The 26,321-nt window shown below is 64.9% G+C and carries 22 protein-coding genes; 10 read left to right on the forward strand and 12 right to left on the reverse strand.

Translation table 11 applies throughout. The features are described from left to right. Nucleotides 1-9: 9 nt before the first annotated feature. The 4 genes from sufC to J3S28_RS06500 are packed head-to-tail and all read right to left on the reverse strand — an operon-like array spanning nt 10 to nt 4,301. Entirely contained in the window at nt 10-780 is a 771-nt protein-coding gene (sufC, locus tag J3S28_RS06485) for a Fe-S cluster assembly ATPase SufC (RefSeq protein WP_207838949.1), read from the reverse strand. Nucleotides 781-838: 58 nt separating this feature from the next. Further along, entirely contained in the window at nt 839-2,047 is a 1,209-nt protein-coding gene (gene sufD, locus J3S28_RS06490) for a Fe-S cluster assembly protein SufD (protein WP_207838951.1), read from the reverse strand. Next, nucleotides 2,044-3,498: a Fe-S cluster assembly protein SufB gene (gene sufB / locus J3S28_RS06495; RefSeq protein WP_084836872.1), complete on the reverse strand. Its 1,455-nt coding sequence runs from the start codon at nt 3,496-3,498 to the stop codon at nt 2,044-2,046. Before sufB ends, sufD begins: the two co-directional genes overlap by 4 nt. Beyond that, nucleotides 3,495-4,301, reverse strand: coding sequence for a helix-turn-helix transcriptional regulator (locus J3S28_RS06500; RefSeq protein WP_207838953.1), 807 nt, complete (start codon nt 4,299-4,301; stop codon nt 3,495-3,497). The genes sufB and J3S28_RS06500 overlap by 4 nt, the downstream gene beginning before the upstream one ends. A gap of 237 nt (nt 4,302-4,538) precedes the next feature. Here J3S28_RS06500 and mptB point away from each other — a divergent pair, with 237 nt between their 5' ends. The 4 genes from mptB to J3S28_RS06520 all read left to right on the forward strand — a co-directional run bounded on the left by mptB (nt 4,539) and on the right by J3S28_RS06520 (nt 9,170). Beyond that, nucleotides 4,539-6,290, forward strand: coding sequence for a polyprenol phosphomannose-dependent alpha 1,6 mannosyltransferase MptB (gene mptB, locus J3S28_RS06505; RefSeq protein WP_237341236.1), 1,752 nt, complete (start codon nt 4,539-4,541; stop codon nt 6,288-6,290). 69 nt (nt 6,291-6,359) lie between these two features. After that, a complete protein-coding gene (locus J3S28_RS06510) occupies nt 6,360-7,325 on the forward strand; it encodes an ABC transporter ATP-binding protein (RefSeq protein ID WP_207838957.1) in 966 nt (321 codons plus the stop codon). Beyond that, the gene (locus J3S28_RS06515) at nt 7,322-8,101 is read left to right on the forward strand and encodes an ABC transporter permease (RefSeq protein ID WP_207838959.1); all 780 of its coding nucleotides are present in this window, start codon (nt 7,322-7,324) and stop codon (nt 8,099-8,101) included. The genes J3S28_RS06510 and J3S28_RS06515 overlap by 4 nt, the downstream gene beginning before the upstream one ends. 85 nt (nt 8,102-8,186) lie before the next feature. Then, nucleotides 8,187-9,170, forward strand: a complete 984-nt coding sequence (locus J3S28_RS06520; RefSeq protein WP_207838961.1) for a COX15/CtaA family protein — start codon at nt 8,187-8,189, stop codon at nt 9,168-9,170. Nucleotides 9,171-9,180: 10 nt separating this feature from the next. On the opposite strand, the gene J3S28_RS06525 is transcribed toward J3S28_RS06520, so the two are convergent. Further along, nucleotides 9,181-9,486, reverse strand: coding sequence for a hypothetical protein (locus tag J3S28_RS06525; RefSeq protein ID WP_207838963.1), 306 nt, complete (start codon nt 9,484-9,486; stop codon nt 9,181-9,183). Between the two features lie 62 nt (nt 9,487-9,548). Here J3S28_RS06525 and J3S28_RS06530 point away from each other — a divergent pair, with 62 nt between their 5' ends. After that, complete coding sequence (locus tag J3S28_RS06530) at nt 9,549-10,523, forward strand: quinone oxidoreductase family protein (RefSeq protein ID WP_207838965.1); 975 nt, start codon at nt 9,549-9,551, stop codon at nt 10,521-10,523. A gap of 23 nt (nt 10,524-10,546) precedes the next feature. Here the strand turns inward: J3S28_RS06530 and J3S28_RS06535 are convergent, their stop codons facing one another. Together J3S28_RS06535 and J3S28_RS06540 are read right to left on the reverse strand one after the other, a co-directional pair. Next, on the reverse strand, nt 10,547-11,755 hold the full coding sequence (locus J3S28_RS06535; protein WP_207838967.1) for a DUF4878 domain-containing protein: 1,209 nt from the start codon (nt 11,753-11,755) through the stop codon (nt 10,547-10,549). Nucleotides 11,756-11,885: 130 nt separating this feature from the next. Continuing rightward, on the reverse strand, nt 11,886-12,881 hold the full coding sequence (locus J3S28_RS06540) for a heme o synthase (RefSeq protein ID WP_307796900.1): 996 nt from the start codon (nt 12,879-12,881) through the stop codon (nt 11,886-11,888). Nucleotides 12,882-13,113: 232 nt separating this feature from the next. On the opposite strand from J3S28_RS06540, the gene tkt reads away from it, so the two are divergent. The 5 genes from tkt to pgl are packed head-to-tail and all read left to right on the forward strand — an operon-like array spanning nt 13,114 to nt 19,597. Further along, nucleotides 13,114-15,195: a transketolase gene (gene tkt / locus J3S28_RS06545; RefSeq protein ID WP_207838974.1), complete on the forward strand. Its 2,082-nt coding sequence runs from the start codon at nt 13,114-13,116 to the stop codon at nt 15,193-15,195. A gap of 30 nt (nt 15,196-15,225) precedes the next feature. Further along, entirely contained in the window at nt 15,226-16,350 is a 1,125-nt protein-coding gene (gene tal / locus J3S28_RS06550; RefSeq protein WP_207838976.1) for a transaldolase, read from the forward strand. 6 nt (nt 16,351-16,356) lie between these two features. Next, complete coding sequence (zwf, locus tag J3S28_RS06555) at nt 16,357-17,895, forward strand: glucose-6-phosphate dehydrogenase (protein WP_207838979.1); 1,539 nt, start codon at nt 16,357-16,359, stop codon at nt 17,893-17,895. Between the two features lie 38 nt (nt 17,896-17,933). Next, the gene (locus tag J3S28_RS06560; protein ID WP_207838984.1) at nt 17,934-18,857 is read left to right on the forward strand and encodes a glucose-6-phosphate dehydrogenase assembly protein OpcA; all 924 of its coding nucleotides are present in this window, start codon (nt 17,934-17,936) and stop codon (nt 18,855-18,857) included. Continuing rightward, the gene (pgl, locus tag J3S28_RS06565) at nt 18,854-19,597 is read left to right on the forward strand and encodes a 6-phosphogluconolactonase (protein ID WP_207838987.1); all 744 of its coding nucleotides are present in this window, start codon (nt 18,854-18,856) and stop codon (nt 19,595-19,597) included. The genes J3S28_RS06560 and pgl overlap by 4 nt, the downstream gene beginning before the upstream one ends. A gap of 9 nt (nt 19,598-19,606) precedes the next feature. Here the strand turns inward: pgl and J3S28_RS06570 are convergent, their stop codons facing one another. The 5 genes from J3S28_RS06570 to J3S28_RS06590 all read right to left on the reverse strand — a co-directional run bounded on the left by J3S28_RS06570 (nt 19,607) and on the right by J3S28_RS06590 (nt 26,288). Next, nucleotides 19,607-20,788: an oxygenase MpaB family protein gene (locus J3S28_RS06570; RefSeq protein WP_237341240.1), complete on the reverse strand. Its 1,182-nt coding sequence runs from the start codon at nt 20,786-20,788 to the stop codon at nt 19,607-19,609. A gap of 257 nt (nt 20,789-21,045) precedes the next feature. Then, nucleotides 21,046-23,886 carry a phosphoenolpyruvate carboxylase gene (ppc, locus tag J3S28_RS06575; protein ID WP_207838991.1) on the reverse strand — a complete coding sequence of 947 codons (2,841 nt, stop codon included), beginning with the start codon at nt 23,884-23,886 and terminating at the stop codon, nt 21,046-21,048. Nucleotides 23,887-23,913: 27 nt separating this feature from the next. Further along, nucleotides 23,914-24,147, reverse strand: coding sequence for a preprotein translocase subunit SecG (gene secG / locus J3S28_RS06580; RefSeq protein ID WP_084836859.1), 234 nt, complete (start codon nt 24,145-24,147; stop codon nt 23,914-23,916). A 133-nt stretch (nt 24,148-24,280) separates the two neighbouring features. Further along, entirely contained in the window at nt 24,281-25,069 is a 789-nt protein-coding gene (gene tpiA, locus J3S28_RS06585; RefSeq protein ID WP_207838993.1) for a triose-phosphate isomerase, read from the reverse strand. A gap of 1 nt (nt 25,070) precedes the next feature. Then, on the reverse strand, nt 25,071-26,288 hold the full coding sequence (locus tag J3S28_RS06590; RefSeq protein ID WP_207838995.1) for a phosphoglycerate kinase: 1,218 nt from the start codon (nt 26,286-26,288) through the stop codon (nt 25,071-25,073). Nucleotides 26,289-26,321 lie beyond the last annotated feature (33 nt).

The raw sequence follows: 26,321 nt of genomic DNA on the forward strand, positions 1-26,321 counted from the left end.
GTTCTGACCTCAGACGCCCGCGGCCTGGGTGAATCGGATGTAGCCGTTGTCCTCGAGCTCGTCTGCGAGCTCTGGTCCGCCGGACTGGACGATCTTGCCGGCGACGAAGACGTGGACGAAATCCGGCTTGATGTACCGAAGGATGCGGGTGTAGTGCGTGATCAGCAGCACGCCACCGTTCTCGTTCTCCTTGTACCGGTTGACACCCTCGGACACGACGCGCAATGCGTCGACGTCCAGGCCGGAGTCGGTCTCGTCCAGGATGGCGATCTTCGGCTTCAGCAGTCCGAGCTGAAGGATCTCGTGGCGCTTCTTCTCGCCACCGGAGAATCCTTCGTTGACGCTGCGTTCGCTGAACGAGGGATCGATGTCGAGCTCGGTCATCGCTTCCTTGGTCTCTTTGACCCAGTGCCGTAGCTTCGGCGCCTCGCCGCGCACGGCCGTCGCCGCGGTGCGCAGGAAGTTCGACATGGACACGCCCGGTACCTCGACGGGGTATTGCATCGCCAGGAACAGACCGGCCCGCGCGCGCTCGTCGACCGACATCGCGAGGACATCTTCACCGTCGAGGGTGATGGTTCCCTGCGTCACCTCGTACTTGGGGTGGCCTGCGATGGCATACGACAGCGTCGATTTGCCGGAGCCGTTCGGGCCCATGATCGCGTGCGTCGCACCCGACTCAATGGTCAGGTCGACCCCCTTGAGGATCCGGATGGGTTCGGCGTCGGTGTCGCTCTGCTTCACATTGACGTGCAGATCGCGGATTTCCAGAGTAGCCACTGTATTTCAGTCCTTGCCTGTATCTGTGCTTGAAAGAATCGTTGGTGTCGGCCGCGCCTCAGGCGCCGGCGACCTCTAGTTCGGCCTCGACTGCTGCCTCGAGCCGCTCACGCAACTCCGGCACACCGATCTTGGCGATCACCTCACCGAAGAAGCCGCGCACCACCAATCGGCGGGCCTGGTCCTCGGGAATCCCGCGAGCCTGCAGGTAGAACAGCTGCTCATCGTCGAAACGTCCGGTGGCACTGGCGTGTCCGGCTCCGACGATCTCACCGGTCTCGATCTCCAGGTTCGGCACCGAGTCGGCGCGAGCACCGTCGGTCAGGATCAGATTCCGGTTGAGCTCGAACGTATCGGTGCCTTCGGCCTCGGCACGGATCAGCACGTCACCGACCCACACCGTGTGAGCCTCACGCGTGCGATCGTTCGCCACGCCCTGCAGGGCGCCCTTGTAGACGACGTTGGAACGGCAGTGCGGCTGCGAGTGGTCGACGAACAGGTGCTGCTCGAGGTGCTGACCGGCGTCGGCGAAGTAGAGACCGAGCAATTCGGCGTCGCCGCCGGGTCCGTCGTAGTGCACGATCGGGGAGATGCGAACGAGGTCGCCTCCGAGGCTGATCGCGAAGTGTCGCAGTACCGCGTCGCGCCCGATCCGGTTGTGATGCGCCGCGACATGGACAGCATCGTCGGCCCAGTCGTGGACATTGACGACCGTCAGGTGGGCGCTGTCACCGACGATGAACTCGATGTTCTCGGCGTATGTGCCACTGCCTTTCTGGTCGATGACCACGACGGCTTTGGCGAACGCCTCGAGGCGAACCTGCAGGTGCCCGAATGCGAACTCGCCCTCACCGGGACCCTCGATCACGATGGTGATCGGGTCTGCCGGGGTGACCTCTTTGCCGACCGTGATGACGGTCGCCTCGGAGAACGCCGAATAAGCCTGTGCCGCAATACGATCGAAAGGCACGCCACCCTGCCCGAGGCGCTTGTCGTCGCGACCGACGGTCTCGACGCTCGTACCCTCGACCAGACCTTCGACCGTGGTCACCGCCTGTGCGGTGGCTTTCGCCGATCCGTCATGGAGACCGCGCAGGCGCCGGAACGGGGTGAATCGCCACGCCTCGTCCTTGGACCGCGGGATCTCGAACGCATCGACGTCGAACGAGGTGAACTGCTCGCCCTTGTTCGCGACGGGACGAACGTTCTCACCCTGTACTGCTCCGACCACCCCGGCCGGTCCCACTACTCCGGAAGGAGAACTCATCCCACCGACCCTTCCATCTGCAGTTCGATCAGCCGGTTGAGCTCGAGCGCGTACTCCATCGGGAGTTCCTTCGCGATCGGCTCGACAAAACCGCGAACCACCATGGCCATCGCCTCGTCCTCGGTCAAACCGCGGCTCATCAAGTAGAAGATCTGATCGTCGCTGACCTTGGAGACGGTGGCCTCATGCCCCATGGTCACGTCGTCCTCACGGATGTCGACGTACGGGTAGGTGTCGCTGCGACTGATCTGATCGACCAGCAGCGCGTCACATTTGACCGTCGATCGGCTACCGTGCGCACCCTTGTTCACCTGAACCAGGCCGCGGTACGACGCTCGGCCACCACCACGCGCCACCGATTTGCTGACGATGTTCGAGGAGGTGTTCGGAGCGAGGTGCACCATCTTGGAACCGGTGTCCTGGTGCTGTCCGGGGCCTGCGAACGCCACCGAGAGCACCTCACCCTTGGCACCTTCACCGGTCATCCACACAGCCGGGTACTTCATCGTGACCTTGGAACCGATGTTGCCGTCGACCCACTCCATCGTGGCGCCGGCTTCGGCCTTGGCCCGCTTGGTCACCAGGTTGTAGACGTTGTTCGACCAGTTCTGAATGGTGGTGTACCGGCACCGACCACCCTTCTTCACGATGATCTCGACGACCGCCGAGTGCAACGAATCGGTCTTGTAGATCGGAGCGGTGCAGCCTTCGACGTAGTGCACGTAAGCACCCTCGTCGACGATGATCAGGGTCCGCTCGAACTGGCCCATGTTCTCGGTGTTGATGCGGAAGTACGCCTGCAGCGGGATGTCGACGTGCACGCCCGGCGGCACGTAGATGAATGAACCACCCGACCACACGGCGGTGTTCAGCGCAGAGAACTTGTTGTCTCCAGCCGGGATCACGGTGCCGAAATACTCCTGGAACAGCTCCGGCTGCTCGCGCAGAGCGGTATCGGTGTCGAGGAACAGCACACCTTGCTCCTCGAGATCCTCGCGGATCGAGTGGTACACGACCTCGGACTCGTACTGTGCAGCGACACCGGAGACCAGTCGTTGTTTTTCCGCCTCGGGGATACCGAGTTTGTCGTAGGTGTTCTTGATGTCCTCAGGCAGGTCATCCCAGGTTGCGGCCTGCTTCTCACTCGACCGCACGAAGTACTTGATGTTCTCGAAGTCGATGCCGTCAAGGTTCGAGCCCCAGCTGGGCATCGGCTTGCGCTCGAAGATCGACAACGCCTTGAGGCGCGCGGCGAGCATCCACTCGGGCTCGCTCTTCTTGGCCGAGATATCGGCGACGACCGCCTCGGAGATACCGCGCTTCGCGCTCGCTCCCGCGACGTCCGAATCCGCCCAGCCGTATCCATAGGCGCCGAAAGAGTCGATCGTCTCTTCCTGCGTCAATACGCCCGCAGCAGCTGTCTGTGTGGGTGTCGGGTCTGTGACCGTCATGTGTGACTCCTTCCGGAGGCTGCCGGTGCCGACGCGGGCTGGGCGTCGACCTGATTTGCCACCTGCAGATTTGCAAGTGGCACGTGGGTGGTACATGCGCAGTCACCGTTGGCGATCGTTGCCAGGCGCTGCACGTGGGTGCCGAGTTTCTGCGTGAACACTGCCGTCTCGGCTTCACAGAGTTCAGGGAACTCGGAGGCCACATGCGCCACGGGGCAGTGGTGCTGGCAGATCTGCACACCATTACCAACGCGTCGAGTGGTCGCAGAAAATCCCGCACTGGTCAGTGCTTCGGCAATTTCTTCCGCCGTGCGTTCGAGCTCTTCCGCCGAACTGCCGGATACCTGCACCTCGGAGACGATTTCCTGAGCACGGTCCCGAGCGAACTCCTGCACGGCTTCTTCGCCCCCGATGCGACGGAGTCGCCGCATCACGGCGCCGGCCAGGTCGTCGTACGCGTGTTTGAGACGCCCACGACCAGCGGCGGTGAGCTGAAAGTGTTTCGCAGGCCTGCCTCGGCCACGCTGGGCGTAACGAGGCGCAGCAGTGGCGACAACGTCGCCCGATGCGATCATCGCGTCGAGATGGCGCCGAACCGCAGTGGGCGTGATCCCGAGCTCTTCGCCGATGTGGCCGGCGGTCACCGGCCCCTGTTCCAGGATGAGTGTGACGACCGCCGCACGGGTGTGACCGTCATGACTGACGGTGACCGGACTGTGCAGCTCGTCGGTGTCGTGTGTGCCCGGCGCATCGGAGATCGATGCCACCTCGAGGGCATGCGAGCGTTCCTGTGCCGTTTTCACAACACAAGTGTTACCGAAATAAGAATCGATTGCTAGCAAGGGTCACCTTGCTTGGCGCTGTCGATTGCGTCACCCGGGCGCCGCCCTTCCCGCGCGACGGCCTCACCGGCGATCGAACTCCGTGCGATTACAGTCGCACCTGTGCCGGAACCCACAGCCACCGATCTCGACGCGAGTGCTCCGGCGACGAATCCACGCCACCCGGTTCGGACGGCGCTCGGTCGTTCCGCCGATTATCTGGGCCTCCACCGCGTCGGGGCGAGCCCACCGGGCCGCGACTCCACCGGTGACTACGGACTGGCAGTCGCCAAGCTCCATGGCGACGAGGGTGAGGTGGGCCCACTCAATCGCGAGGAGTCACGACGGCTCCTGAAGATCCGGTTGTTCGGGGCCACCGGCGCAGTACTGGTGCTGGTCGGCGCTCTCGGTACCGGCGCACTCCCGGTACTCCAGAACCCCATCGCGGGCACTCGCGTCCTCTCGCTGCCCTCGCGGATGTGGCCGACCGCCTTGACCTTCTCCCTCGCGGGCACGGTGATCCTCGTCCTCGCATGGCTGCTGCTCGGGCGCTTCGCGGTCGGCCGACTCGGAGTCGACGTGATGAAGGGCCACACCCCGAAACGCCGGATGACGCGACGACAGGCCGACCGGACTCTGCTGGTGTGGCTGTTGCCGTTCGTCGTCGCGCCGCCGATGCTCAGCAAGGACGTCTACTCTTACCTCGCGCAGAGCGAGATCGCGGCCCGCGGGCTCGACCCGTACGCGGTCAGCCCTGCAGCAGGACTCGGGATAGACCACGTGTTCACCCGGTCCGTACCCAATCTGTGGCGAGAAACACCCGCGCCGTATGGTCCGCTGTTCCTCTGGCTCGGCGACGGCATCACCCACATCACGGGTGAGTACATTCCCGCTGCACTCGTTGCACACCGAGCCCTCGCGCTGTTCGGGGTCGCGCTGATCGTCTGGGCACTGCCGCGTCTGGCGAAGCGGTGCGGTGTCTCCCCGGTTGCCGCCCTGTGGCTCGGCGCGATGAATCCGCTGTTGATCCTGCATCTGGTCGGGGGCATCCACAACGAGGCCCTCATGCTCGGGATGATGCTGGCCGGCATCGAGATCTGCTTCCGGGGCATCGATTCGCCACAACGCCTGCGAAGACCGGGGTCGTGGCTGCCTTCCGCGGCAGGATGGTTGCTGCTGGCCGGCGCCGTGCTGCTCGCCGCGTCGGCGATGATCAAGATCGCCTCGGTGCTCGCGTTCGGATTCGTCGGCATCGCGCTGGCCAGACGATGGGGCGCCACCCTGCCCGCCCTGCGGCACGCACCACCTCGCGAGTACTGGCAACGGTCCAAACGGAGCGTCGCTGCGCTACTCGGATCCGCGGGGCTACTCGGAGTGATCCTCGGCGGCGTCACCGCCGCCATCTCACTCGGAACCGGCCTCGGATTCGGGTGGACGACGACGCTCTCGACCGGAGACGTCGTCCGCTCCTGGATGTCGATGCCGACCTTCTTGTCTGTGACCACCGGCCGGATCGGCGTGCAGCTCGGGCTCGGCGATCACACCCAGGCAATGCTCGACGTCGCCAGACCGGTCGCCCAGGTGATCGCCGCCATCCTCGTCGTCCGCTGGTTGCTCGCCGCGCTCGCCGGACGTCTGCACCCGGTTGGAGCGCTCGGGATCGCGATGGGCACCTTCGTCCTGCTGTTCCCCTTCGTCCAGCCGTGGTACCTCCTGTGGGCGATCATCCCGCTCGCAGCCTGGGCGACCGGTCGCTGGTTCCGGATCATCGCGATCACCGTCTCCGCGATCATCTCCGTGGTCGTGCTGCCCACGGGGGCAGGGACACGTGGATTCCAGCTCGCGGAGGCGATCGTCGCGGCGGTTCTGCTTGTGGCGATACTCACAGCACTGTTCTTCGAGGAAATGCCCTGGCAGCGCCGACGCCGGGCAAAGGCCGACGTCGCCGAGTCCGTCGGGTCGGTCCCCTGAGAACCGTCGCCCGGCGCGGCGGTCACCCGTGTTCCGCACCGCACCAACCGACGCTTACTCTTGGACGTTGTGAGTAGCCCCTCGTCCGCCGCCGGTGTCACCGGCGCTGCGGCGGCCGGTCCGGCCCTGTCGGTCAAGGGGCTCGTGAAGCGATACGGCGACACCACCGCGGTCGGTGGGCTCGATCTCGAACTCCAGACCGGGGAGATCCTCGCGATACTCGGCCCCAACGGCGCCGGTAAGACCACCACGGTGGAGATCTGCGAGGGATTCCAGTCTCCCGATGAGGGGGAAGTCACCCTGCTGGGTCTGGACCCCATCGCGGACAACGAGAAGGTACGCAGCCGGATCGGCGTCATGTTGCAGGGCGGCGGCGCCTACCCCGGTGCCCGCGCGGGCGAGATGCTGCGCCTGTGCGCGTCGTACTCCGCCGATCCGATCGATCCGGACTGGCTCCTACAGAACCTCGGTCTCGTCGAAGCGCAACGCACGTCGTACCGGCGCCTGTCCGGCGGGCAGCAACAACGCCTCGCCCTGGGCTGCGCCCTGGTGGGACGGCCCGAGGTCGTGTTCCTCGACGAACCGACAGCCGGCATGGACGCCCACGCCCGGATCATGGTGTGGGAATTGATCGAACGCCTTCGGGCGGACGGGGTCTCGGTCCTGCTGACCACCCACCTCATGGACGAGGCCGAGGAACTGGCAGATCAGTTGATCATCATCGACCACGGCGTCGAGGTCGCCAAGGGCACGCCTGCCGAGCTGACCAGTCGCGGCGCCGAGAACGAGTTGCGTTTCCATGCCCCTCGCGGCCTCGACCTCACGCTGTTGGAAACAGTTCTTCCCGAGGGCTATTCGTGCAGCGAGTTCTCCCCGGGTGGTTATCTGGTACGTGGTCAGGTGACACCGCAGGTGCTGGCCACGGTGACGGGCTGGTGCGCCAAGATCAACGTGCTCGCCACCGATTTGAGGGTCGAGACCCGAAGCCTCGAGGACGTGTTCCTGGAACTGACCGGACGAGGTATGCGCGGATGACCGTTCCCAACCGGTTCGCCGCCGGAACCTTCACCCCCCGCCCGAGCCCCGCACCCATCAGGACGATGATCGCCGCGCAGTCGCGTATCGAGTTGATGCTCCTGCTGCGCAACGGCGAGCAACAGCTGCTCACGATGTTCATACCCATCACGCTGCTGATCGGTCTGTGCCTGCTCCCGATCGGTGACTTCGACGAGTCCCGCACCGACTTGTTCGTGCCGGCCATCATGACCGTCGCGGTGATGTCGACGGCGTTCACCGGTCAGGCGATCGCCGTCGGGTTCGACCGGCGCTACGGCGCGCTCAAACGGCTGGGGGCGACACCCCTGCCCCGGTGGGGCGTCATCGCCGGCAAGTCGATCGCCGTCGCGGTCGTGGTCAGCATTCAAGCGGTCATCCTGGGTGGAATCGGGGTGGCCTTGGGCTGGCGGCCGTCGGTTGCCGGACTTCTGCTGGGCATCATCGCCATCGCGGTCGGCACCCTGACGTTCTCGGCGATGGGCCTGCTTCTCGGAGGCACCCTGAAGGCCGAGGTCGTTCTCGCATTGGCCAATCTCCTGTGGTTCGCATTCCTGGGCATCGGATCGATCGTGGTACTCGGTGACCGCGTGCCGGACGCAGCGCAGTGGGTGGCCCGATGTACGCCGTCGGGCGCCCTGAGCGAAGCCCTGCACCAGGCCACCGCCGGGTCGGTCGACCTCTTCGGACTAGCAGTCCTCGCCGTCTGGGGCACCGTGTCCGGCGTCGCCGCAGTGAGGTATTTCAAGTTCACCTGAGAATCGTCGGCGAGGTCACCCCGCCGACGTCGATGAGGTTCACCTGAGGCCGGTGGGCATCGGACCGCAGCCTACGATCGATAGCGTGTATCGCCTGTTTGTCCGGCTCGTCGACCGGCTCCCACTCCCCTCGCTCCGCGTTCAGATCGGCATCGCCATCGCGGTGGTGCTGTCCCAGGCGGGCATCGCCGTCACCGGGGCCGTCGTCCGCGTGACGGCGTCGGGGTTGGGATGCCCGACCTGGCCGCAGTGCTTCCCGGGCAGCTTCACGCCCGTCCAACACGGTGAGGTGGCGGCGATCCACCAAGCGGTCGAGTTCGGCAACCGGATGCTCACGTTCCTGGTTGTGCTCACCGCCGCATTGATCGTCATCGCCGTGACCCGCGCCCGACGCAGGTACGAGGTCCGGGTCTACGCATGGTTGATGCCCGTATCCACTGTCGTACAGGCCGTGATGGGCGGTATCACGGTGCTGACGGGACTGCTCTGGTGGACCGTGGCGATCCACCTGTTGCTGTCGATGGCCATGGTCTGGCTTTCGGTGCTGTTGCTGGAGAAGGTCCGTGAACCGGACGACGCCGTGGCGATCGCCGAGGTGCCTGCTGCGTTGCGTTGGCTCACCGTGCTGTCCGCCATATTGATGGGTGCAGTGCTCGTCGCAGGGACGATGGTCACCGGCGCAGGCCCCCACGCGGGTGACAAGAGCATCGACAAGCCCGTCCCGAGGCTCGCGGTCGAGATCACCACGCTGGTACATCTCCACGCCGACCTACTGATCGCCTACCTGTCGGTCCTCGTCGCGATCGGCTTTGCCCTGTTTGCGGTCGGCGCATCGCGCAGGCTCAAGAAACGGCTCTATGTCGTCGTTGCGGTGGTCACCGCGCAGGCTCTTGTCGGGGTGACGCAGTACGTCACCGACATTCCGGCTGCTCTGGTGGTCGTGCACGTGGCGGGCGCGGGAGCGTGTGTTGCGGCAACTGCCGCGCTGTGGCTCGCGATGCGACCGCGACTATCGCCGATCGGTGTCGACCACACGAGGGCGGAGCGGTCACCCGCCGCTCTGAGCTGAGCCGGAGGGCTCAGGTGTTCGCGACCCAGCCCGCCATCTTGCGGTGGTGACCGGGCCGGACGTCGACCGAGGAGGTCAGCTCCCGGTCCCATTCGCCGATCTCGAGGCCTTCGACCTTGTCGACGATCGCTTTCGCGGTATCCAGGTCTCCGACGACCTGGTCGCCGAGGATGCCGCCCTGACCACCGACGAGGGTGATGCGAACGCCCGCTGCGCCGATGGGCTGGAGAACCGCGGTGGCCGAGCCGCCCTCACGGGCGACGTACTTGGTGATCGCGGAGATGACGCCCTGGTGCTCACTCATGGAAAACAGCATAGAGCCGGGGTGCTGCGGGCCCGGTGACAGGTCCGTTCATCCGGCCCGCGTACAACAGAAACATGCATGCGATAGAGGTCAGTCAGCACGGCGGTCCCGAAGAGCTCCAGTACGTGAGCATGCCTGATCCGGAACCCGGCGCCGGTGAGGTTCTGGTCAGGGTTGCCGCCACCGGGGTCAACTTCATCGACACCTACCAACGCTCGGGTGCGTACGCGATGAACCTGCCCTACGTCCCAGGCAGTGAGGGCGCCGGCGAGGTGATCGCAGTCGGACCCGAGGTCACGTCGCTCACCGTCGGCCAACGAGTTGCCTGGTGCGACGCACCGGGCAGCTATGCCGAGCTCGTTGTCGTGCGCGCCGCGAGGGCGATCCCCGTCCCGCACGACGTGGACGATCAGGTGGCCGCATCGACCCTGCTCCAAGGCCTCACCGCGCACTACCTGCTGGACGGGTCAGCCCATCCACAACCGGGTGAGACGATCCTCGTGCACGCGGGCGCGGGCGGCGTCGGCCTGGTGCTCACCCAGATGGCGAAAGCGAAAGGGCTACGGGTCATCACCACCGTGTCCTCTGACGCCAAAGAGACCCTCTCCCGTGAGGCGGGCGCAGCCGAGGTCCTGCGGTACGGCGACGACCTCGCTGACCAGGTACGCGCGCTGACGAACGGACGCGGAGTCACGGTCACCTACGACGGGGTCGGCGCCGACACCTTCGAGCAGAGTCTGGCCGCGACCGCCGTCCGCGGCTTCGTCGTGCTGTTCGGGGCGGCGAGCGGCCCGGTGCCGCCCTTCGATCTCCAGCGGCTCAACGCGGCGGGCTCTTTGTCGGTCACCCGTCCCAAGCTCGGGGATTTCACCGCCGACGACGCCGAGTTCACCTGGCGCGCGGGCGACGTGATCAGCGGAATCGCAAACGGCACCGTGAAAGTTCTTGTCGGTCACTCATACCCACTGGCCGACGCCGCACAGGCGCACCGCGACCTTGCCGCTCGCGCCACCACCGGTTCCGTCGTCCTGCTCCCGGGTCGGCTCTGACCACCAACGGCGCGTAGCTCGGCTCAGTCGGAGGTGAACGTCGGCGGGTCGGCCGAGAGGTCGACCTTGCCGTACAGGAACTCGTCGTCTTGTTCGGTCTTGTTCTCCGCGGGCCGATAGCTCGTCGCCGTGGTGCGGTACGTCACCGACCAGGGCAGCTGGCCGCTGACGGACACTTCTTCGGGATTGTCGTAGCCGATGCGGTACTCGAGCTTCGACAAGTCGGTCGGTGCGGTCCAGGTGGCCGACCCGGGCTCTGCGTTGTACGCGTACACATTCTGTCCGCACCCAGGTTTGTCCGCCGATGCGTCCGCCTGTTTGGAGAGAGCACAGTTGTCGAGGTAGGTCGTGATCGCCGACTGCACGGCATTGCGGCCGGTCCCGCTGAGCTCGGTGGTCAGCTGCGATACCCCGAAATAGGCCTGAGCTGACATCGGGAAGTCCTTGGCCTTGGTGTCGACGACGGTGAAGTTCTTGTCCGCGCTTCCCCACTCCATCGGACCGGGGAAATAGTAGATCTTGGCTTCCTTGTCGACCGCGACACCGAACGCGGTGAGTTCGGGTATGTCCATGGACGACGACAGCTCTACGCCGACCGCACCCTCATCCAAGCGCCATGAATCGCCGGTCTCGTGGAGGATGAACGTCTCGTCCGCATTGCGATCACCGTACTTGTAGGTCGCCTGCACAGTGGCCATGTCTCCGGCCTTGGTGGTGTCGACGATCTTGATGTCCGTGATCTTGGCGATCTCCTGCTGTTTCTTCAAGATGTCGTCGTTGAGCAGCAGGTCCGACGGCGGCGCCTTCATGACCCCCAAGGCCTTCTGTGCATTCCCATCGGACAGGGCCTGCAAGTACGTCTTCACCGCGGCGTCGGGACTTCCGGCCGCGCCACCGCCTCCGGCAAGGGTCACCACGAGCGTCACGACCAGCGCCACAACGATGAGCGCAGCGCCCGCGACCAGACCTATGATCAGGGGCTTGCGTGATCGCGGCGGAGGCGGCCCGCCACTCGGTCCGAAGCCACTCTGCCCCGTGGGCCACTGACCCGGTTGCGGTGGATAGGGCTGGTAGGGCTGGTAGGCCTCGCCCGGTGCCGGGTGCCCATACTGCGGATTACCCGGCTGCGACTGCCCGAACTGGGGCCGGCCGGCCACCGTGGGTTCCGAATACGGCTGCCACACGGGGCCGCCACCGGCAGGCCCGGACCCAGGTCCATGTGGATACGACACGATTCCCCCCAAGGAAGTTCGGCTACAGGGCCCTACGACAAACCCGAATCAACAGACGTTAACGCTCATGGCATCCAGGACGCCCATCCGACCCCGAAAAGTTGCCCGACGATGTACTGAACGGACGACGTCAGAACAGGCCGGCAAGTGTCGGAAACCCGATCACCGAATCGATTGCCAGACCACAGAACACGATCGCGAGGTATTCGTTCGACTGCAGGAACACCTTCAACGGTGTGACCTCTTCACCCCGGAGTGTCGAACGGTAGAGCTTGTGGACGACGAAGATGAACCATCCGCCGGCTGCCAGAGCGACTGCGGCGTAGATCCAGCTGGTCGCCAGGCACAGGATCAGGGTGCTCAGCACCGTAGCCCATGTATAGAAAAGCATCTGCCGCGTGACCTGGATCTCGGTGGCAATCACGGGGAGCATCGGGACCCCGGCAGCGCGGTAGTCCTCTTTGTATCGCATGGCAAGCGCCCAGGTGTGCGGCGGAGTCCAGAAGAAGATGACCATGAACAGCACCAGCGGTTGCCAGCTGAGGCTTCCGGTCACCGCGGACCAGCCGACCAACGTCGGCATGCATCCCGCTGCTCCGCCCCAGACGACGTTCTGCCAGGTCCGGCGTTTGAGGATCATCGTGTAGACGAAAACGTAGAACGCGATGGTCGCCATCACCAGCAGTGCACTGAGGAGATTCGCCATCAGGGAGAGAACCGCGAACGACCCGGCACCCAGCAGGATGCCGAAGATCAGGGCGCTTCGTGTCGACACCGCGTGGCGGGCCAGAGGTCGGCGTTCGGTGCGCTTCATCTTCTGATCGATGTCCGCGTCGACCACCATGTTCAAGGTGTTCGCGCTCGCCGCACCCAACCAGCCACCCAGCAACGTCCAGGCCATCAGGGCGAGATCTATGTTGCCGCGATCTGCCAGCAACATCACCGGAATGGTGGCGACGAGCAGCAACTCGATGACCCGGGGCTTGGTGAGCGCGAGATAAGCCAGCGCCGCACTCTGAATCCGCCGACGAAGTGTTGACGGGGTCGACACCGGCGGCGCCTCACCGCCACCTGTCGCCGGGGAGGAGGCGAAACCGTGTCCGCTCACACGTTCCCCAATCCGCACTAGATCTCCTGACTCGTCCATCTACTACAGAGAATGGTAGACGGCCAGGGTTCCAGAACCAGAATCGAGGTCGAAACCCCACCACAGCGGCCTGTCACCCACCGTGGTCGGCACTGCGCCGACAATTCGCGTCCCGTATGCCACGACATCGAGCTGAGACGACTAGGCTGGTGTCGGGCTGTGCGCAGCCCCGCCCTGTACCGGAGTCGAGCTTGTAGGAGTTCCCACGATCGTGTCAGCATCAGACGAAATTCGCGCGCTAACCCAGGCCTCTCATCCAGCTGACTGGAGCGAGGTGGACACGAAAGCAGTTGACACAGTACGGATTCTGGCTGCCGACGCCGTTCAGAAATGCGGCAGCGGACACCCCGGCACGGCCATGAGCCTGGCCCCGCTCGCGTACACGCTGTTCCAGCGTGTGATGCGTCACGATCCCACCGACACCGATTGGATGGGCCGTGACCGGTTCATCCTCTCCTGCGGACATTCGAGCCTGACGCTGTACATCCAGCTCTATCTGGGTGGCTTCGGACTCGAACTCGAGGACATCGAGGCACTGCGCACCTGGGACTCGAAGACACCGGGGCACCCCGAGTACCGCCATACACGCGGTGTCGAGATGACCACCGGTCCTCTCGGACAAGGTCTCGCTTCCTCCGTCGGCATGGCGATGGCCGCCCGCTACGAGCGAGGTCTGTTCGACCCGGACGCTCCGGTAGGCGGCAGCGCGTTCGATCACTACATCTACGTCATCGCCTCGGACGGTGACATCGAAGAGGGCGTCACGTCCGAAGCCAGCTCGCTGGCCGGTACCCAGCAGCTCGGCAATCTGATCGTCTTCTACGACAAGAACCACATCTCCATCGAGGACGACACCGACATCGCGCTGACCGAGGATGTCGCGGCGCGGTACGCCGCCTACGGCTGGCACGTGCAGCACGTCGAGGGCGGCGAGAACGTCACCGCGATCGAGGAAGCGATCGAGAAGGCCAAGGCCGTCATCGACAAGCCGTCGATCATCGTCCTGCGCACGATCATCGGTTTTCCGGCGCCCAACAAGCAGAACACCGGCAGCGCGCACGGGTCGGCGCTCGGTGACGACGAGGTCGCAGCGACCAAGAAGCTGCTGGGATTCGATCCCGACAAGAACTTCGACGTCTCGGACGAGGTCATCGAGCACACGAGGTCGCTGGTCGATCGCGGCGCCGAGTTGCGCAAGGCCTGGGAGAAGTCCTTCGACGAATGGGCCGAGGCCTACCCGGACCGTAAGGCCCTGCTCGACCGCCTCAACGTCAACGGCCTGCCCGACGGCTGGACAGATGCCCTGCCGAAGTGGGAGGTCGGCGACAAGGACGTGGCGACCCGGTCCGCCTCGGGCAAGGTACTGTCCGCACTCGGTCCGGTCCTGCCCGAATTGTGGGGCGGCTCCGCCGATCTCGCCGGCAGCAACAACACGACCATCGACGGCGCCGCATCGTTCGGACCCAGCTCGATCAGCACCAAGCAATGGAGTGCCAATCCGTATGGCCGGACGCTGCACTTCGGTATCCGCGAGCACGCCATGGGTGCGATCCTGTCGGGGATCGTCCGGCACGGTCCGACGCGCGCTTACGGCGGCACCTTCCTGCAGTTCGCCGACTACATGCGACCCGCGGTGCGCCTGGCTTCCCTGATGAAGACCGACCCCATCTACGTCTGGACCCACGACTCCATCGGGCTCGGCGAAGACGGTCCGACCCACCAGCCGATCGAGCACCTCGCAGCTCTGCGGGCCATCCCGGACCTGGATGTGGTCCGCCCCGGTGACGCGAACGAGACCGCCTACGCCTGGCAGCAGATCCTGCAGCGTCGCCACAACCCGGCCGGACTCGCCCTGACCCGACAGAACCTTCCGATCCTCGCGGGCACATCCGCCGAAGGTGTGGCCAAAGGCGGATACATCCTCTCCGAAGCCGACGGTGACCCCCAGGTCGTCCTGATCGGTACCGGTTCCGAGGTCTACCTCGCGGTCGACGCGCAGAAGGCGCTGAGAGACAAGGGCATCGCGGCTCGGGTCGTCTCGATGCCCTGCGTGGAATGGTTCGACGAACAGGACAAGGCCTACCGCGACTCGGTCATCCCCCCGAGCGTCAAGGCCAGGGTTTCCGTCGAAGCCGGCATCGCGATGCCGTGGTACCGGCTCGTCGGGGACGGCGGCGAGATCGTGTCGATCGAGCATTACGGCGCTTCGGCCGACTACAAGGTCCTCTACGAGAAGTTCGGCATCACCGCCGAGGCTGTCACCGCCGCCGCCGAGCGCGCACTCGCCAAATAACGACTCCCCCACCAAGCATTGGAGCGCACGATGAGTGAACAGAACGCCAATCTTGCTGCACTGTCCCAGGCCGGCGTATCGGTCTGGCTCGACGACCTCTCGCGGACGCGGATCAAGTCCGGCAACCTCGCCGAGCTCGTCGCCACGAAATCGGTCGTCGGGGTCACCACCAACCCGTCGATCTTCCAGGCCGCCCTCTCCAAGGGCGACGCCTACGACGAGCAGGTGAACGAGCTCGCCGCCCGCGGCGCCGACGTCGACGCGACCATCCGGACGGTCACCACCGACGACGTTCGCAATGCGTGCGACATCCTGGCTCCCCAATACGAGTCGTCGAAGGGCGTCGACGGCCGGGTGTCGATCGAGGTCGATCCCCGACTCGCACACGACTCGGACAAGACCGCGGCGCAGGCAGTGGAACTGTGGAAGATCGTCGACCGGCCCAACGTGCTCATCAAGATCCCCGCCACCGAGGCGGGCATCCCGGCGATCGCGAAGACCATCGCCGAGGGAATCAGCGTCAACGTGACCCTGATCTTCTCCGTCGAGCGCTACGAACTCGTCATGGGTGCCTTCCTGGACGGTCTCGAGCAGGCGTCGGCCGCCGGCCACGACATCTCCAAGATCCATTCGGTCGCGTCGTTCTTCGTCTCGCGCGTCGACACCGAGATCGACAAGCGACTCGATGCCATCGGTTCGGACGAGGCCACAGCGCTCAAGGGCAAGGCCGCGCTCGCGAACGCCCGCCTCGCGTACGCCGCCTACCAGCAGGTCTTCGAGAAGGATGACCGTTTCAGCGCGCTGGCCGCCAAGGGTGCCAACGCCCAGCGCCCCCTGTGGGCGTCAACCGGTGTGAAGGATCCGGCGTACCCGGACACCCTCTATGTCGGCGAGCTCGTCGCACCCGGCACCGTCAACACCATGCCGGAGAAGACGATGGACGCCTTCGCCGATCACGGTGAGGTGAACCCGGATTCGATCATCGGCCAGGGCCCGGCGTCGCAGGAAATCTTCGACAAGCTGTCGGCCATCGGCATCGACATCACCGACGTGTTCCTGGTCCTCGAGAACGAGGGCGTCGAGAAGTTCGAGGCGTCGTGGAAGGAACTGCTCGACGCCACCGCTGAGCAGTTGGCTGAGAAGTCGAAGGGCTGAAAGACATTGCCCGACCGCAACTCTGATTGGGTCAACCCACTCCGAGATGAACGGGACAAGCGGCTTCCCCGGATCGCCGGACCATGCAGTCTGGTCATCTTCGGCGTCACCGGGGATCTCGCCCGCAGAAAGCTGATGCCCGCGGTCTACGACCTCGCGAACCGCGGGCTGCTGCCACCGGGGTTCGCGTTGGTCGGTTTCGCCCGCCGCGACTGGGACCACGAGGACTTCGGCCAGGTCGTGCACGACGCGGTTCGGGCCAATGCCCGGACCCCGTTTCGCGAAGACGTCTGGGAACGGCTGAGCGAAGGATTCCGGTTCGTGCAGGGCACGTTCGACGATCCCGATGCCTTCGACAAACTCCGTGACACGCTCGGTGAGTTGGACGAGAAGCGCGGTACGGACGGCAATCACGCCTTCTATCTGTCCATTCCGCCGGCGGCGTTCCCGGTGGTGTGCGAGCAACTCTCGCGGTCGGGTCTCGCCGACCAGTCCGAAGACAAGTGGCGGCGGGTGGTCATCGAGAAGCCGTTCGGCCATGATCTGGAGAGCGCGAAAGAGCTCAACAACGTGGTCAACACGGTGTTCCCGGAGCATTCGGTCTTCCGGATCGATCACTACCTCGGCAAGGAAACCGTCCAGAACATTCTCGCGCTGCGTTTCGCGAACCAATTGTTCGACCCTGTGTGGAGTTCGCACTACGTCGATCATGTCCAGATCACCATGGCCGAGGACATCGGTCTCGGTGGTCGTGCCGGATACTACGACGGCATAGGCGCTGCACGTGATGTGATCCAGAACCATCTGATCCAGCTGATGGCCCTGATTGCGATGGAAGAGCCGATCTCGTTTGAACCGCACGAGTTGCAGACAGAGAAGATCAAGGTGCTCTCGGCCACCCGCAACATCTTGCCGCTGGACGAGAACACCGCCCGGGGTCAGTACGAGGCCGGATGGCAGGGCAGCGAGTCGGTCCCTGGTCTCAAAGACGAGAAAGGGTTCGCCGCGGATTCGACGACCGAGACATTCGCCGCGATCGCGGTCGAGGTCGACAGCCGCCGATGGGCCGGCGTTCCCTTCTACCTGCGGACCGGAAAACGCTTGGGACGCCGGGTCACCGAGATCGCACTCGTGTTCAAACGGGCCCCACATCTACCCTTCGATCAGACGATGACCGAAGAGTTGAGCCAGAATGCACTGGTGATCCGCGTGCAGCCCGACGAGGGCATCACGCTGCGCTTCGGATCGAAGGTTCCTGGATCGTCCATGGAAGTGCGGGATGTCAACATGGACTTCTCCTACGGCCAGGCGTTCACAGAGTCCTCCCCCGAGGCATACGAGCGGTTGATCCTTGATGTCCTGTTGGGCGAACCGTCATTGTTCCCGGTCAATGCCGAGGTCGAGTTGTCATGGAAGATCCTCGATCCCGTGCTCGAGCACTGGGCCGCGACGGGCACGCCGGACGGCTACGAATCGGGAACCTGGGGTCCGAAGTCCGCTGACGAGATGATGACCCGCAACGGGCGGGCCTGGCGTCGTCCTTGATGTCCCGGTAGTCGCGCCTCTTGGCGAAGGAGCAAGCAATGATCGTCGAACTTCCCGATACGAGCACCACTGCAATCAGCAAGCAACTCATCAAGATTCGTGACTCGGGCGGCGCGTTTACCTCCGGTCGGGTGTTGACCCTGCTTGTCTGCACCGACGAGGGCGAGCCGACAGAGGGCGCCATCGAAGCTGCCAACGAGGCCAGTCGCGAGCACCCGTGCCGGGTGATCGTCGTGGCGCGCGGCGACCGCAACACACAGTCGCGACTGGACGCCCAGATCAGGGTCGGCGGCGACGCCGGTGCCTCCGAGGTGGTGGTCCTGCACCTCTACGGCGAGCTCGCCGATCACGGTGAGAGCGTTGTGATCCCGTTCATGCTGCCCGATACACCGGTGGTGACCTGGTGGCCCGGGCGTGGACCAGACAACCCGGCCGCGGATCCGATCGGTCAACTCGGCACCCGCCGCATCACCGACGCCCGCCGCGCCACCGATGTCCCCGCGGAATTGCAGCAACGTCTGTCCACCTACGCCCCGGGTGACTCCGACATCGCGTGGTCGCGAATCACCGCATGGCGAGCACTGCTGGCATCAGCGCTTGATCAACCGCCGCACAGTCCGGTCACCGCAGCCGAGGTCGAAGGGCCGGCCGACTCCCCCGCAGTCGACCTGCTCGCGGGCTGGCTGCATTCGGTCCTCGATGTTCCGGTCACGCGTTCCGTCGGGAGCTTCAAGGTGACCGTCGATCGCGAGGCCGGTCCGCTCGTGCTGTGTGTCGGGATGAGCAACCAGGCGATCATCTCCATCCCGGGCAAACCCGATGGGCGGGTTGCACTTCCGGGCCGCGAGCTGAGTAATCTACTCGCAGAGGAACTTCGCAGGCTCGACCCCGACGAGATCTACCATCTCGCTCTGCAGGGGGTGGCCGGCATCATTCGCGCCGAAGACAGGGTTCACGCATGACAACACCGGAAATTTTCAGGTCTGCCGACAAGGATTCGCTGGTCGACGCGGTCACCGAGCGGTTCATCGCCACGATCACGGCTGCTCAGGCGGCCCGCGGCTCCGCGTCGGTGGTACTGACCGGCGGAAGCAACGGCATCGCACTGCTGGAGGCTCTGGCAAAGGACTCCGGCGGCATCGATTGGTCTGCCGTGGACATCTTCTGGGGGGACGAGCGTTTCGTCGCGGCGGATGATTCCGAACGCAACGCGGGTCAGGCACAGGCCGCCCTGCTCGATCATGTTCCGGTGAAAGCGGATCGGGTCTTCGAAATGGCATCTTCGGACGGCGAGTTCGGTGACGACATCGATGCGGCCGCAGCCGACTACGCACAACGTCTGGCTGCCCGGGCCGGCGACGGCGAGACGGTCCCCGAGTTCGATCTGCACCTGCTCGGTATGGGCGGCGAAGGGCACATCAACTCGCTGTTCCCGCACTCGGACGCGACCGGCGAGAGCCGGGCCTCCGTGGTGGCAGTGACGAATTCACCGAAACCGCCGCCGAAGCGGATCACCCTGACCCTGCCCGCCATTGCACGCTCACGCGAGGTCTGGTTCTTGGTGTCGGGTGCGGAAAAGGCTGAAGCCGTCGCCGCCGGCGTGGCCGGTGCCGACTTCATGGACTGGCCGTGTGCCGGTGCACACGGTACGGAGGCCACCGTGTGGTTTGTCGATCCGGCGGCCGCGTCGAACCTGCCCTGACCAGCTGCGTCAGCGGCGTAGTCCGCGACCTGTCTCGAAAGTCGCCTCGCGGCCTTCCATCTGGGCGGCATGCCAGTTCTCGCGATGCCTTCGCATGAGTCGTTCGTGAACACGTGCGATCGGTGGGCACACCCGACGTGCGGTCTCGACGATCGTCATCAGTGGCAGCCTCAGCACGATCCACACGATGGCGGGAAAAGGGCTGGGCATGTCGTATTTGCGTCTCGTCCACGGCATCATGAACAACGCTGAATATGCCGCGTAGATCCGTGAATTGTAGAGCTCGCGGATCCGGCGTAGACCGGTGTGGCCGTCTCTGGGGGCGAAGGCCGCGGGGAACGATTCGATCAGTTCTGCGCCGTGCGGGCCCGAATCGTAACTGCGTGTGGTGTTGACCAGTGCCAGCAGTCGCAACGAATCGGCGATCGAGTCCGGGTACCACTGCGTGCGGACCCCGAGCAGATGTCCGAGGTAACGCTGGTAATGCAGTAGGACCCGGATCTCCCGTGGCGAGGTCTGGACCCCGACCATCCACAGTGCCATCGCGGGCACCACACTTCCGCCGAGCAGGGTGAGCAACTGGTACGACTGACTGATCGGCAGACCCCAACGCGCGGAGTCCCATTCGGGATGTTCGGCGACCGTGCGGCGGACCCAGACGTGCATGACCCGCACCCGCATGGCGGTGGCCCGACCGGCCGACCCGGGTGTCAGGAGGGCATCGGGCTCGGACACGTCGATCCAGAAGCGGGCGGTCTCCAGGAACCGCCGCAGAGCGTTGTCACCGGCGTATCCACCTGCGAGCGACAGCGGGGTGGCGACCGCTGCCTCGGTGTACATCTCGAGGGTGATTCCGCCCGCCACGCTGAACAACGATGTCCCCCATCGCCTCCAGATGGCCTCACCTTCGGCTATCTGTGCCGGGTCGACCCAGTCGGGAACGGTCTCGAACTCCTCGAAGAGCGCCACCATCGCCGGCGGCGGATTCTCGATCGAGTCGAGCCCTTCGGTCAACGCCTTGTCGAGTAGTGCGCGGGCCGCCTCGCCGCCGAGTACGCCGTAGACCTCGTCCACGAATCGTTCTGCAACGGGGTCCGTGGTGAACATCTCCGCGGCAAATGTACGGATGTGCTCCTCCGCCGGAAAGAGGTCCTTGCCGGTCAGTCGCTGCGCCAACCGACGTGCGCGCATCACCGCCTTGCTGTTCACCGCGTCTGCGTACCGGACGGCGTCGGGGAACTGCGGTTCGAGCTGCCGACGAATCGGCGTTGGTGTGGACACCCAGACTCCTGTTCGGTTCCAGTGAGACGAAAACGGAGAACCGTCTCGCAGAACTCGAACATACCCCATCACGGCCCGGTTGCCATCCCCGCACAAAAACACACCGTTCGGTCACATGCACCCGTTGCAACAGGTGCATGTGACCGAACGGTGTGCTTCTGTGTCGACTACCCGCTGTTGCGTAGTGCCGTTGCGAGTCCGTTCATGGTGAGCTGGATACCGCGGCGCACCAGATCCGAATCGTCCCCACTGCGGTAGCGGCGTAGCAACTCGACCTGTAGGTGATTCAGCGGCTCGAGATACGGGAAGCGGTTGAAGACCGAACGCTTGAGCGCGGCGTTGTCGGCGAGGAGATCATCGGTTCCAGTGATCTTGAAATACATCGAGGTCGTGCGATCGTGCTCGGCGGTGATCATCCCGAAAACCTTCTCGCGCAACGCTTCGTCCGAAACGAGGCGCGAATACCGCTCAGCGAGGCCGAGGTCGGACTTCGCCATCACCTGCGCCATGTTGGACATGACTGTGCGGAAAAACGGCCAACGGTTGTAATAGTCGGTCAAGGTCGCGAGCCGGTCGTCGTCGCCGTCAACCCATTGCTCGAAGGCCGCGCCGGTGCCGTACCAGCCAGGCAACATGACCCGGGCCTGCGACCAGGACAGGACCCAGGGAATCGCCCGCAGATCCGAGATCTTCTCTGTCTGCTTACGAGAGGCGGGGCGGCTGCCGATGTTGAGTGACCCGATCTCCGACAACGGGGTGGAGTTCACGAAGTACTCGACGAATCCTGGCGTCTCATGCACCAGCTCGCTGTACGCCGCACGCGCCAATGCAGCGAGTTCATCGAGCACGGCGTAGGCCGCCTCGGCCTCGGCCCCGAGGCCCTCCGTGTCCAGCAACGACGATTCGATGGTCGCCGCGAGAAGGGTTTCCAGGTTCCGCCGTGCGACCACCGGTTCTGCATACTTTGCTGCGATGACCTCGCCCTGCTCGGTGATCCGCAGCGAACCCTGAACGGCGCCCGGAGGCTGCGCGAGGATCGCGTCGTAGCTCGGGCCGCCACCGCGACCGACCGTTCCGCCGCGACCGTGGAACAGTCGCAACCTGATGCCGGCCTTCTTCGCAGCATCGACGAGATCCAGCTCAGCCCGGTACAGCGCCCAGTTCGCCGCCAGATACCCGCCGTCCTTGTTGGAGTCGGAATACCCGAGCATGACCTCCTGGATCCCCTCCTGGGCGTCGATGAGCGAACGGTAGAGCGGAATGTCGAGGGCGGCGAGCAGGGTCGTAGCGCCCTGCTGTAAATCCTCGATGGTCTCGAACAACGGCACCACCCTCACCGACGAACTCGGTGCGGTGTCCGCCGACCCGGGATCGAACAGGCCTGCCTCCTTCAGCAACACCATGGCCTCGAACAGGTCGCTGACGGAGGTGCACATGCTGATGATGTAGTTGGGAACCGCTTGCGGTCCGTACGCCTCGACCGCCGCCGCCGCCGCGCGAACGATGTCGAGTTCCTTGTGCGCGAGGTCGGAGAGATCGGCCCCCGGCCCGGTCAAGGGGCGTCTGTTGCTCAATTCGGCGGTGAGCAACTCCACCCGCTCGGCCTCCCCCAGCGACAGGTAGTCCGAGTGCACACCGGCCCAGGCCAGCAACTCCGCAACCACCTCTTCGTGGGTTTCGGAGTTCTGCCGCATGTCCAGACCGGAAAGGTGGAAACCGAATGCCCGCACGGCCTCTCGGAGGGTGAGCAGCCGATCGTCGGCGAGTTCGTCGTCGCCGTTCGAGCGCAAGGACTCATCGATCACATCGAGATCGGCGAGGAACTCGGTGGCGTCGGCGTAGGTCGCGGCGCCGTCCTTCGGGTATCCCCCGTCGTTGACCGCGACAAATCGATCCCCGAACAATTCGCCGGCGGTCGCTGCCAGACGCGCGCGGATGGTGCGCAACGCTTGCCGGTACGGCTCGTCGGCCTCGGTCTCGCCGCGTTTCACACCGCCGAGCGCGAAGACCTCGTCGCCGACCTCGGTCAGTCGCGACGTGAGACTGAGTTCTTGGGCCAGTGTCGCGAGTTCGGCGAGGTGGTGCGAGACAGCGGTTTCCGCGGCCCGCCTGGTTGCCATGCCGACGATCTCCCCGGTCACAAAGGGATTGCCGTCCCGGTCCCCGCCGATCCACGAGCCCATTCGCAGCATGGGATCGTCTGAGACACCGGCAGCCGGGTAATGCTCCTGGAGCCAGGCCCGGAGTTCGGCGTTGACGCGTGGGATCACCTCGAAGAACCCCGCGTCGTAATACCGGAGTCCCACCTCGATCTCGTCTTGGATCTGAAGTCGCTCGAGGCGGATCAGTGCGGTCTCCCACAGCGTGAGCACCTGTCGGTTCAGAGCTTTGTCGACCTCGTCGCGTTCGGCGGGCGTCAGTTCCGTGCGCCCGGCGAAGCGCATCAGGTCGGTGATCCGACGCTGCACCTCGAACACCGTTCGGCGCCGGGTCTCGGTGGGATGTGCGGTGATCACCGGAACCACTGTGGCGTCGGAGAGGGCAGCGCCGACCTGCTCGTCGCGCAGGCCCGCGGCCGCGAGTTTGGAGTATGTGGCTGCGAGCGTCGAGTCCTGCGGCGGGTCACCTGCGCGGACGTGTATCGCGCGTCGCCGTTCTCGGTGGATGTCCTCGGCCAGGTTCGCGAGCAGGGCGAAATGGCTGAATGCGCGGATCACCGAGATCGCCTCGGAGATGTCGATATCGCGGAACAGGGTCTCGAGTTCGGTGCGATCGATCTCTGAACGGCGGATCCGGAAGGACTCGACCCTGGCCTTCTCGACGAGTTCGAAGGTGTCCTCACCGGCATGTTTGCGGACGATCTGTCCGAGGATGCCGCCCAAGAGGCGAATGTCTTCGCGTAGCGGTTCGGTCAGTTGTCTGTCGGTGCTGCCGGCTTCCGGACGGGGCACGGCGGGGCGCTTGTCAGTCACCCGCTCAGTATCTACGCCAGCCCGGGGCCGGCGCATCTCGACAACCGACGTTGGTCGAAGGTGTTACGAGAGCTTGATGTCCAGGCCGATACCGAGGATGAAGATTGTCCAGATCACGCCGACGAAGACTGTCAGTCGGTCGAGGTTGCGCTCGACGACGCTTGAACCGGACAGACTGGACTGCACGCCGCCGCCGAACAGCGACGACAAGCCGCCGCCCTTACCGCGGTGAAGCAGCACCAAGACGATCAGCAACACGCTGGTAACCACGAGTCCGATGTCCAGGGCAAGCTTCACGTGTCGTTTCCTATCATAAGTTTGTTCGAACGGCCGATCTACCACTGTACCGGCCGCACCGGAAACCCGGAAATGGGGCCTTTTGGCAAGCAAACCCGCAGGTCACGTTCGCCAGAAGGCCCCAATTCGGGGGTCAGGGCAGCGGTCCGCCGGCGGCGATGGCCGACAGGGTGGCAAACTCGTCCGACTTGAGTGAGGCACCGCCGACGAGCGCACCGTCGACGTCGGTCTGGCCGACGATCTCGCCCACGTTCTTGGCGTTGACCGAACCGCCGTAGAGAACCCGCACCGAATCGGCGATCTTCTGATCGGCGAGCTCGGCGAGTGTCGTCCGCAGAGCTGCACACACCTCCTGAGCATCGGAGGCACTGGCAACCCGGCCGGTACCGATGGCCCAGACCGGCTCGTAGGCGATGACGACCTTCGAGATCTCGTCAGCACTCAACCCGGCGAGGGAACCCTTGAGCTGAGCGATGTTGTAGGCGACGTGGTCGCCCGCCTCACGGATCTCGAGTCCCTCTCCGACACAGACGATCGGCGTCAGCTCGTACCTCAGTGCAGCCTTGGTCTTGGCCAGCACCACGTCATCGGTCTCGGCGTGCAGGGTACGACGCTCGGAATGTCCTACGACGACGAATGTGCACCCGAGCTTCGCGAGGAACGCGCCGCTGATCTCACCGGTGTACGCGCCGGAGTCGTGCGCCGAAAGATCCTGTGCGCCGTAGGTGAGGAGCAGCTTGTCGCCGTCCACGACGGTCTGCACACTCCGGATGTCGGTGAACGGTGGGATCACCGTGACGTCGACCTTGTCAAAGTACTTGGTGGGCAACGCAAATGCGATTTTCTGCACCAGTCCGATGGCCTCGAGGTGATTCAGGTTCATCTTCCAGTTGCCCGCGATCAGCGGTTTACGGGTGGCCATCTCAGCTCTCCAATACCTTCAGTCCGGGAAGTTCTTTGCCCTCGAGGTACTCGAGGGAGGCTCCGCCACCGGTGGAGATGTGAGAGAAACCATCCTCAGGAAGACCGAGGGTGCGCACGGCCGCGGCGCTGTCGCCGCCGCCGACCACCGAGAACGCACCGCCCTCGGTGGCGCCGATGATCGCTTCGGCCAAGCCTTTCGTACCGGAGGCGAACTTCTCGAACTCGAAGACGCCGGCCGGACCGTTCCAGAACACGGTCTTGGCCTCACCGAGCACCGCAGCGAATCGCTTCACCGCTTCCGGCCCGATGTCCAGACCCATCCATCCGTCGGGGATCTCCGCAGACGACACCACCTTCGCCTCGGCGTCAGCGGCAAACTTGTCGGCCACCACCACATCGATCGGCAGGTGGATGACGTCGCCGAACCGCTCGAGCAGAGATTTGCAGGTGTCGATCTGGTCTTCCTGTAGCAGCGACGAACCCACCGACAAGCCATTGGCCGCCAGGAACGTGAACGCCATCCCGCCGCCGATGACCAGGGTGTCGACCTTCGGCGCCAACGCCTCGATGACACCGATCTTGTCGGAGACCTTGGAACCACCGAGCACCACCGCGTATGGGCGCGCCGTATCCGTGGTGAGCTTCGCAAGAACCTCGACCTCGGCCGCGACCAGGCCACCGGCGTAGTGCGGCAACAGCTTTGCCACGTCGTACACCGACGCCTGCTCGCGGTGGACCACCCCGAACCCATCCGAGACGAACGCACCTTCGTCACCGGTCAGCTCCACCAGCGCCTTGGCCAGCTTCTCGCGCTCGGCTGCATCCTTGGAGGTCTCGCGCGGATCGAACCGCACGTTCTCCACCATCATGACGTCACCGTCGGTCAGACCCTCCGAGCGCGCGAGAGCATCGCCGCCCACCACGTCGGTGGCCAGCTGGACGTTGCGGCCCAGCTCGCGGCCCAGCCGCTCAGCGACAGGGGCCAGCGAGAAGGCCGGATCCGGTGCGCCTTTCGGACGTCCCAGATGCGCGGTCACGATGACCTTCGCGCCCGCGTCGGACAGCGTCTTGATGGTGGGCACCGAGGCCAGGATCCGGCCGGCATCGGTGATGGTGGAGCCGTCCAGCGGAACGTTGAGGTCGGATCGGACCAGAACGGTCCGTCCTTCCACTCCGGTCGCGAGCAGATCAGCGAGGGTGGGTACCGAGGTGGTCATCAGGCGCGTCGTCTCCCGGCGCTCGAAGGGTCA

The sequence above is a fragment of the Williamsia soli genome (assembly GCF_017377795.1).
Taxonomy (GTDB): Bacteria; Actinomycetota; Actinomycetes; order Mycobacteriales; family Mycobacteriaceae; genus Williamsia; species Williamsia soli.

Bases quoted from the DNA above. Each gene is read 5' to 3' on its own strand.
- tal (WP_207838976.1), top strand. From the start codon at position 15,226: ATGAGTGAACAGAACGCCAATCTTGCTGCACTGTCCCAGGCCGGCGTA.
- sufD (WP_207838951.1), bottom strand. From the start codon at position 2,047: ATGAGTTCTCCTTCCGGAGTAGTGGGACCGGCCGGGGTGGTCGGAGCA.
- J3S28_RS06560 (WP_207838984.1), top strand. From the start codon at position 17,934: ATGATCGTCGAACTTCCCGATACGAGCACCACTGCAATCAGCAAGCAA.
- J3S28_RS06570 (WP_237341240.1), bottom strand. From the start codon at position 20,788: ATGCGCGCACGTCGGTTGGCGCAGCGACTGACCGGCAAGGACCTCTTT.
- tpiA (WP_207838993.1), bottom strand. From the start codon at position 25,069: ATGGCCACCCGTAAACCGCTGATCGCGGGCAACTGGAAGATGAACCTG.
- J3S28_RS06515 (WP_207838959.1), top strand. From the start codon at position 7,322: ATGACCGTTCCCAACCGGTTCGCCGCCGGAACCTTCACCCCCCGCCCG.
- J3S28_RS06590 (WP_207838995.1), bottom strand. From the start codon at position 26,288: ATGACCACCTCGGTACCCACCCTCGCTGATCTGCTCGCGACCGGAGTG.
- pgl (WP_207838987.1), top strand. From the start codon at position 18,854: ATGACAACACCGGAAATTTTCAGGTCTGCCGACAAGGATTCGCTGGTC.
- J3S28_RS06525 (WP_207838963.1), bottom strand. From the start codon at position 9,486: ATGCTGTTTTCCATGAGTGAGCACCAGGGCGTCATCTCCGCGATCACC.
- J3S28_RS06530 (WP_207838965.1), top strand. From the start codon at position 9,549: ATGCATGCGATAGAGGTCAGTCAGCACGGCGGTCCCGAAGAGCTCCAG.
- ppc (WP_207838991.1), bottom strand. From the start codon at position 23,886: ATGCGCCGGCCCCGGGCTGGCGTAGATACTGAGCGGGTGACTGACAAG.
- sufB (WP_084836872.1), bottom strand. From the start codon at position 3,498: ATGACGGTCACAGACCCGACACCCACACAGACAGCTGCTGCGGGCGTA.